The following is a 7943-nucleotide window of genomic DNA, read 5'->3' as shown; positions in this document are numbered from 1 at the left end:
CCAGGCGCAGGTGGTGTGGCCGATGAAGGCGGCGGTGCGCAGGTAGCGCCGGGGCGGCCGCGCACCGTTTCGGAGATTCTCCCACCGGGGCGAGTGGGGCGTGGCCGTGCTTTCTCCCGTTCTGTTGGCCGGGCTGACCCGACCCGCATCGACGAACCACCCTCTCTCCCGAGGCCCCTGGCAGCCCAAAAGAACGGGATCCAAGGGCCACGGCCCAAAAAGCCGACCCCCTGTGGTGGCCCCATTGCGACCAACGCTTACGGCGTGCGGACGGCGGCTCGCTCCTGCGGAGGCAACGGCGGGCCCCGCGCACTCCCGGCAGGGCATTGAGGCCAGGAGTGGCGGGTGTGCGGACGGCCTCCGGGCCCCGCTGCCGACCGGGACCTGACCTGAGGGGCCGGAACGCACACCCCGAGGCGCCAGGGACCGACCCACCACCACACCCGCACCGTCCCGACAAGAGAACGCGTCCGGCGGTGGCGCCGACGCGGGTTGCGAAGCGGCCCGGCCGGGCTACGATCCCGACCCCCGACGAACCACCACCCCCGAGGCAACACCAGAACACCCCGCCCCGAAGCCACACTCCATAACCCACCCCCAGGCGAACCCCGCGGCAATCCCGTCCAGGGGCAACATCACTTCCGCTCCACGAACCCCTCCGAACGCATCACCAACCTCGCCGAGAACCACAGCCAGGGTCGGCCTCCGGGGCGTGGCACGATGCGTCAGTCCCTCAGGGCGCTCGTGGAGTCGCGCATGACCAGGCGGGGCTGGAAGATCTTGCGTTCGTAGGCCGCCCCGGAGCCGTCCATCTGCGCGCTCAGCAGCTGCATCGCGGCACGGCCCAGTTCGTACTTGGGCTGGGCGACGGTGGTCAGGCCGGGGTGCACCATGTCGGCCACGGACAGATCGTCGTAACCGACCACGGACACGTCTTCGGGAACGCGCAGTCCGCGCTTGCCCAGGCCCTTCATGAACCCCAGGGCGATCTGGTCGTTGGCGCAGAAGACCGCGCGGGTACGCCGCCCGGTGCTGTCGAGCAGTACCTGGTCGACAGCGCGCTCGCCCTGGTGGGCGTTGAGCTGGGCCAGGCTCACCAGTTCCACGTGTTCGTCGGGGTCCAGGCCGGCCTCGTCGAAAGCGGCGCGCAGGCCTTCGTAGCGCAGGCGCACCTGTTCGATGGCGAAGGCGCCGCCGAGGAAGGTCACGCGCCGGTGCCCCAGCGCGAGCAGGTGCTGTCCGGCCGCCAGGCCGCCCTCCCGGTTGTCGACGCTGACGCTGGAACCAACGTCCTCGGGCACGTCGCCGCGGTCGAGGGCCACCCAGTGCACGCCCTGGCGCTGCAGCCACAGCAGGTCGGCCAGGTCGTTGTCGACGGGCATGACCACGGCCCCCGCCACCCGCTGTTCGGCGAGCAGGCGCAGGTTGCGGCGCTGGCGTTCGGGCGACTCCGCGGAGTTGAGCAGGACCACGGCCAGGCCGGACTCGGCGGCCTCCTCCTCGATACCGCGGGCGACCTCGGCGAAGAAGGGGTTGGTCACGTCGAGCACGAGCAGCCCCACCGAGGTGCTGCGCCCCGAACGCAGGCTGCTGCCGAAGGAGTTGCGCACGTAGTCGAGCTCGGAGATCGCCTCCTGCACCTTGGTCCGCGTCGCCTCGGCCACCAGCTCGGGCCGGTTGAGCACGTTGGAGACCGTCGCCGGGGACACCCCTGCGTGGGCGGCGACCTGCGTGATACCTGTCCGGTTCGGTCCGGAGGTCCGGTTCGTGCTCTTGGGCAAGGGGACTCCGTGCTGGGTGGGTGCGGGGGAGGTGTCGGCCGGAGCCGTGTCCTCCGAAGGCTTGAAACGTCTCAAACCGTTATACCCGAAATCCCGCGGCGGCCGGGGTTCGGCGGTGGCTTCGCCCCAGGTGCCGGAAGGGTCGCTTCCCTGAATCGATCGTGCGTGATCCACTTGACGCCCCCCTGTGTCCCACTTAACATTCGTTTCTGCTTAAAACGTTTTGAGGGTGCCTGGCGGTGCCCTTCCCCCACACGTGGAGACCTCTCGTGCCGCAACAGTCGCCACCGGCGCCCCCGCCGCTGGAGTTGGTCCGGGTGGCCAAGTCCTTCGGGAGCGTGCGAGCCCTGCGGGGGATGTCCCTGGAGCTGCGTTCCGGGGAGATCCACGCCCTCGTCGGAGAGAACGGGGCCGGAAAATCGACCCTGGTCAAGACCATCGCCGGCGTGCACCGCCCCGACGCCGGATGGATCCAGGCCGACGGAGTCCCCGTCGCCTTCACCCGCCCCGCCGACGCCCAAAGGGCCGGCGTCGCCGTCATCCACCAGGAACCCACGCTCTTCCCCGACCTCTCGGTGGCCGAGAACATCTTCATCGGCCGCCAGCCCCGCACCCGGCTGCGCACCATCGACCGGTCCCGCATGCGCCGTGAGACCGACGAGGTCTTCAGCCGCCTGGGCGTGCCCGTCGACCCCGACCGCCCCGCCCGCGGCCTGTCCATCGCCGACCAGCAGCTCGTGGAGATCGCCAAGGCCCTCACCCGGCAGGCACGGGTCCTGGTCATGGACGAACCCACCGCCGCGCTGTCCTCCGTCGAGGCCGAGCGCCTCTTCACCGTCGCCCGCACCTTGCGCGACCAGGGCGTGGCCCTGCTCTTCATCTCCCACCGCTTCGACGAGGTCTTCGCCCTGTGCGACCGCATCAGCGTCGTGCGCGACGGGGCCTACGTCTCCTGCGGCCCCGCCGCCGACCTGGACGTGGACACCGTCGTGCAGCGCATGGTCGGGCGCGAGGTCGAGACGCTCTACCCCAAACAGGAGACCGAGGCCGGCGGCACGCTCCTCGAGGTCGAGGGCCTGACCCGCCACGGCGTCTTCGAGGACATCGGCTTCACCGTCCGCTCGGGCGAGATCGTCGCGCTGGCCGGCCTCGTGGGTGCCGGCCGCAGCGAGGTCGTACGCGCCCTCTTCGGCGTGGACCGCTACGATGCCGGCCGCGTCCGCGTCGACGGGGTCCCGCTCGCCCAGGGCAGCCCCAAGGCCGCCATGGCTGCCGGTCTGGCCCTGGTCCCCGAGGACCGGCGCGAACAGGGGCTGGTCATGGAGTCCTCCATCGCCCGCAACGCCACCTCCACCCGCCGAAACGCCCTGAGCCGGTTGGGTCTGCTCAGCTCACGCTCCGAGGACGAGGCCTGCCGCAGCTGGGGCGAACGCCTGCACCTGAAGTACGGGCGACTCACCGATCCGGTCTCCACGCTCTCCGGCGGCAACCAGCAGAAGGTCGTGCTCGCCAAGTGGCTGGCAACCGGGCCCTCCGTCCTGTTCGTCGACGAACCCACCCGCGGGATCGACGTCGGGACCAAGGCCGAGGTCCATCGTCTTCTGTCCTCCCTGGCCGCCGACGGGCTGGCCGTGGTCATGGTCTCCAGCGAACTCCCCGAGGTCCTGGGCATGGCCGACCGGGTGCTGGTCATGCATGAGGGACGCATCACCGCCGAGCTCGACCGCGACGAGGCCGACGAGGAATCGGTCATGTACGCCGCCACCGGACGATCCCCCCGCGAGGCCCTCCGATGACAACGACGACAACTCCCACCGGGGCCCGTCCCGAGGGACCACCCCCGGAGCAGGGGGCGGGCCGTGCACGCCGCCGGCGCCGGGTGCGCGAACTCGGCGTGCTGCTGGCCGTGGTCCTGCTCATCGCCGGGACCTGGCTCCAGAACCCCGGCTTCCTCTCCCAACAGGGCGTGCGCGACCTGTTCCTCGGAGCGACGGTGCTCTCCGTGCTCGCCGTGGGCCAGGCACTGGTCCTGATCACCAAGAACGTCGACCTCTCCGTCGGCTCGGTCATGGGACTGTCGGCGTTCGGCACCGCGAGCCTCTTCGCGGCCTTCCCCGAGATCCCCGTCCCTCTGGCGATGGCCGCCGGGGTCGGTATCGGGGCCCTGTGCGGCCTGGCCAACGGCGTGCTCGTGGCCACCGTGCAGGTACCCGCGCTCGTGGTCACCCTGGGCACCCTCTACGCCTACCGGGGCCTGGGCCACTGGTGGGCCGACGGCGGCCAGGTCAACGCCCACCAGATGCCCGAGTCCTTCCTCGCCCTGGGCCGGATCAGCGTGCTCGGCGTCCCCCTGCCCGCGGCCGTCGCCGTCGTGGTGGTGCTCGCCCTCGGCTTCTACCTCTCCCGCTACAGCTCGGGCCGCGAGCTCTACGCCATCGGTTCCGACGCCGAGGCCGCACGGCTGTCCGGGATCTCCGTCGGACGCCGCGTCGTGGCCGCCTTCGTGGCCAACGGAGCCCTGGCAGGACTGGCCGGCGTGCTCTTCACCGCCCGCTACGGCACGGTCGACTCCACCGCCGGGTTCGGCATGGAACTGGAGGTCGTGGCCGCGGCCGTGGTCGGCGGTGTCGCCATCGCCGGCGGGGTCGGAACCGTCTACGGCGCCGCCCTCGGCGCCGTCCTGCTCACCACCATCACCGCCGCCCTGCCCATCTGGCAGATCGACCAGTTCTGGCACCAGGCCGTGGTCGGCGCGCTCATCCTGTCCGCGATCGGTCTGGACCGCCTCCTGGCCCTGCGCAACACCCGCAAGCTCGGAGGAGGCACCCATGGCCCCTGAACGCACCGCCCCCGCGCCCCGGGAACGGTCGGGCGCCCGGCCCGGCCGGCTGCGCTCGCTGCTCTCGGCTCGCGAGAGCCCCGTCGTGGCCGCGCTCCTGGTCTCGCTGGTCTTCGCCTCGCTCTTCCTCGACACGTTCGCGACCGGGCGCAACATGGGTTTCCTGCTGCTCAGCGTGGCCGCGATCGCCCTGATGGCGCTGCCCATGACCCTCATCGTCATCACCGGTGAGATCGACCTGTCGGTGGCCAGCACCCTGGCGTTGAGCAGCGCCACCCTCGGGGCATTGTGGGAGGCCGGTGTCCCCATCGAGACCGCCCTGCTGATCTGCCTCGTGCTCGGTGCGGCCCTGGGCGCCCTCAACGGCCTGTTCGTCACCGTGCTCGGACTGCCCTCGCTGGCCGTGACCATCGGCACCATGGCCCTGTACCGGGGCCTGGCCTACGTTCTGCTGGGCGACCGCGCCGTGGCCACCTACCCGCAGGACTGGGTCAGCGGCGCCCGCGCCACCTTCATGGGCATCGAGGGACTGCCCTGGATCGCCGTGGCGATCCTGGCCATGGCCGCCCTGTACGCCGTGCTGCTGCACGCCACCGGCATCGGCCGCTCCCTGTACGACATCGGGAACAACACCGAGGCCGCGCGCTTCACCGGAGTCGCGGTCGAGCACACCAAGTTCTGGCTCTTCACCCTCAGCGGGACGGTCGCCTCGGGCGCCGGCGTCTTCTGGACCCTGCAGTACGGCACCTCCCGCGCCGACACCGCCTTCGGTCTGGAACTGCAGGTCGTGGCCGCCGTCCTCCTGGGCGGGGTGTCGATCTTCGGCGGTGTCGGAACGGTCCTCGGCGTGATGAGCGGTGTCCTGCTGCTGGGCACCGTGCGCAACGCCCTCCAGCTCCTCGGCGTCAGCGGCGACGTGCTGCAGATCGTCACCGGTCTGATCCTCATCGCCTCGGTCGTCGGCCCCAACCTCGTCGCGTCCCTGAGAAGGCGGCGCCGCACACCCGCCCCCGTACGGGTTCCCACCGTCCCCCGACCCCCGACACACGACGGAGAGTCACCATGACCGACCCGCGAGCGCGATTCCTGCCCCTCGGAGCCCTCACCGCTGCCGTCCTGCTGACTGCGGCCTGCGGCGGCACCACCATCGAGGACGCCCAGGACGAGGGCGCCGGCGGACCCACCGGCACCGCCGAGCCCGACGCCGAGATCCCCGAGGGCCTGGCCGTCGACTTCCTGCCCAAGCAGCTCAACAACCCCTTCTTCGACCTGGTCAACGCCGGCGGCACCGAGGCCGTCGAGGAGCTCGGGGGAGAGGCCACCGAACGCGGCGCCACCGAGGCCACCGCCGACTCCCAGGTGGAGTACATCAACGCCGCGGGCCAGGCAGGCAGCGACGTCGTCGTCATCGCCGCCAACGACCCCGACGCAGTCTGCCCGGCCCTGAACGAGGCACGCGAGGGCGGCGCGGTCATCGTCGGTTACGACTCCGACGCGAACTGCACCGACGTCTTCGTCAACCAGTCCTCGAACGAGCTCATCGGCCAGGCCCTGGTGGACATGGTCGACGGGCAGCTCGACGGTGAGGGCGAGTTCGCGATCCTGTCGGCCACACCCAACGCCACCAACCAGAACGCGTGGATCGAGGAGATGGAGCAGATCCTCGACGACGGCGAGTACTCCGGCCTGGAACTGGCCGACACCGTCTACGGCAACGACGACGACCTGGAGTCCTTCCAGGAGATGCAGGGCCTGGTGCAGTCCCACCCCGACCTGGACGCGGTCGTCTCGCCCACGACCGTCGGCCTGGCCGCCGCATCGCGCTACGTCAGTGACTCGGAGTACCAGGGCGAGCTCGTCGTGACCGGACTCGGCGAACCGAGCCAGATGCAGGAGTTCGTGGAGGACGGCACCGTCGACGAGTTCGCGCTCTGGGACCCGCACCAGCTGGGCTACCTCGCCGGGTACACCGGTGCGGCTCTGCAGGCCGGACAGATCACCGGTGCGGAGGGCGAGACCTTCACCGCCGGCGACCTGGGTGAGTACACCTTCGAGACCGACGGCGAACTCGTCCTGGGCCCGCCCCTGGTCTTCGACGCCGGCAACATCGACGACCACGACTTCTAGGGAGGAGCAGCGTTGAGCACCCGAACCCAGCGGGTCTGTTTCGTCCTCAGGGTGCGGCCCGAGCGGCTGGCCGAGTACGAGGAGCGCCACGCCCGCGTGTGGCCGTCGATGCAGGAGGCCCTGACCGCCGCCGGCTGGCGCAACTACTCGCTGTTCAGCGACGGGCGCGGCACTGTGGTCGGCTACCTCGAGACCGACGACTTCGACCGGGCACGGGCCGCCATGGCCGAGACCGAGGTCAACGCCCTGTGGCAGGCCGAGATGGCGCCGCTCTTCGAACCCATGGAGGGCCGCGCCGACGAGGAGATGGTTCCGTTGACGCAGATCTTCCACCTGCCCTGAACCGGCGGCCCGGTGCGCCCCTCCCGCGCACCGGGCCGTGCTCGAGCTCCGGCCCGCCCGTCCGGTCTCCCGTGCACCAGGAACACCGGACGGACGTGCGGGAGTGCGGTCAGAGACGGTCCTCCGGGCGCGGGCGCCAGGTGTGCAGGCGCCCGCACATGCCGAACCGGCGGGGGGTCGGGTGGGGATCGGTGCGTACCACCGAAGCCTCGCTCATGATCCCGGGGTCCCCCTCGTCCAGGGCCAGGAGCTGACGGCGCGTGCGTTCGGTCTCGGCTCGTACGCTCTCCTCCCACAGTTCGCGCCACCGCTGCACGTGGGGGCGTACCAGCGCGGCCGCGTCCCGGTGGAAGGCCTCCAACGCCCGCGGCCCCTGTTCGCGGACGGCGGCGACCAGCTCGCGGTAGCCCTGCATCGCCAGGTCCCGGCGGGCACGTGTGGCTTCGGCGAGCTTCTCCTCCGAGGCGTCGGAGGGCAGGGAGGCCGCTTCGGCGTAGGCGGCGGGGTCGGTCAGGACCTCTCTCGGGAAGGTCAGGACGGCGTCCCCGGCCTCGGGGAGCCCCGCGTTCTGCATGACCACGACCAGTTCGAGGTCCTCGGCGTTGACCAGGCGGTGCACGGTCCCGGGGCCGAACCACAGCACGTCGCCTGGGGAGAGCGGGTCCTGCGCGGGCCCGTCGGGGGAGACGGTGTGGACCTGGCCGCTGCCGCCGATGACCAGGTAGGCCTCGGTGGAGGCGGTGTGCACGTGCGGTGTGCCCCCGTGCAGGCCGTCGGGGGCCGGCCAGTCGTAGACGCGTACCCGGCTCAGGGCGGTGCTTCCGGGAAATCGCGGTGTGCTCACAGTGTGAACT

Annotated in this window: 7 protein-coding genes; 5 read left to right on the top strand and 2 right to left on the bottom strand. The window is 71.2% G+C overall.

What is annotated here, in order from left to right:
* Positions 1–725: 725 nt before the first annotated feature.
* Entirely contained in the window at positions 726–1781 is a 1056-nt protein-coding gene (locus tag D474_RS0125565; protein WP_017616329.1) for a LacI family DNA-binding transcriptional regulator, read from the bottom strand.
* A 317-nt stretch (positions 1782–2098) separates the two neighbouring features.
* On the opposite strand from D474_RS0125565, the gene D474_RS0125560 reads away from it, so the two are divergent.
* From D474_RS0125560 to D474_RS0125540, 5 genes are read left to right on the top strand one after another with little or no spacing between them, the layout of a single operon-like run.
* Complete coding sequence (locus tag D474_RS0125560; protein WP_017616328.1) at positions 2099–3577, top strand: sugar ABC transporter ATP-binding protein; 1479 nt, start codon at positions 2099–2101, stop codon at positions 3575–3577.
* Positions 3574–4620 carry an ABC transporter permease gene (locus D474_RS0125555; protein WP_026118798.1) on the top strand — a complete coding sequence of 349 codons (1047 nt, stop codon included), beginning with the start codon at positions 3574–3576 and terminating at the stop codon, positions 4618–4620. The genes D474_RS0125560 and D474_RS0125555 overlap by 4 nt, the downstream gene beginning before the upstream one ends.
* The gene (locus tag D474_RS0125550; RefSeq protein ID WP_017616326.1) at positions 4610–5686 is read left to right on the top strand and encodes an ABC transporter permease; all 1077 of its coding nucleotides are present in this window, start codon (positions 4610–4612) and stop codon (positions 5684–5686) included. Before D474_RS0125555 ends, D474_RS0125550 begins: the two co-directional genes overlap by 11 nt.
* The gene (locus D474_RS0125545; RefSeq protein WP_017616325.1) at positions 5683–6747 is read left to right on the top strand and encodes a rhamnose ABC transporter substrate-binding protein; all 1065 of its coding nucleotides are present in this window, start codon (positions 5683–5685) and stop codon (positions 6745–6747) included. Before D474_RS0125550 ends, D474_RS0125545 begins: the two co-directional genes overlap by 4 nt.
* Before the next feature lie 12 nt (positions 6748–6759).
* Positions 6760–7089, top strand: a complete 330-nt coding sequence (locus tag D474_RS0125540; RefSeq protein WP_017616324.1) for an L-rhamnose mutarotase — start codon at positions 6760–6762, stop codon at positions 7087–7089.
* A 109-nt stretch (positions 7090–7198) separates the two neighbouring features.
* Here D474_RS0125540 and D474_RS0125535 read toward each other — a convergent pair whose 3' ends face one another.
* Positions 7199–7933, bottom strand: coding sequence for a cupin domain-containing protein (locus D474_RS0125535; RefSeq protein WP_026118797.1), 735 nt, complete (start codon positions 7931–7933; stop codon positions 7199–7201).
* Positions 7934–7943 lie beyond the last annotated feature (10 nt).

Origin of the sequence: Nocardiopsis salina YIM 90010 (assembly GCF_000341025.1) — a bacterium.
Lineage (GTDB): Bacteria > Actinomycetota > Actinomycetes > Streptosporangiales > Streptosporangiaceae > Nocardiopsis > Nocardiopsis salina.
This window is presented reverse-complemented; position numbering and strand designations above follow the sequence as displayed.

Bases quoted from the DNA above. Each gene is read 5' to 3' on its own strand.
- D474_RS0125555 (WP_026118798.1), top strand. From the start codon at position 3,574: ATGACAACGACGACAACTCCCACCGGGGCCCGTCCCGAGGGACCACCC.
- D474_RS0125550 (WP_017616326.1), top strand. From the start codon at position 4,610: ATGGCCCCTGAACGCACCGCCCCCGCGCCCCGGGAACGGTCGGGCGCC.
- D474_RS0125545 (WP_017616325.1), top strand. From the start codon at position 5,683: ATGACCGACCCGCGAGCGCGATTCCTGCCCCTCGGAGCCCTCACCGCT.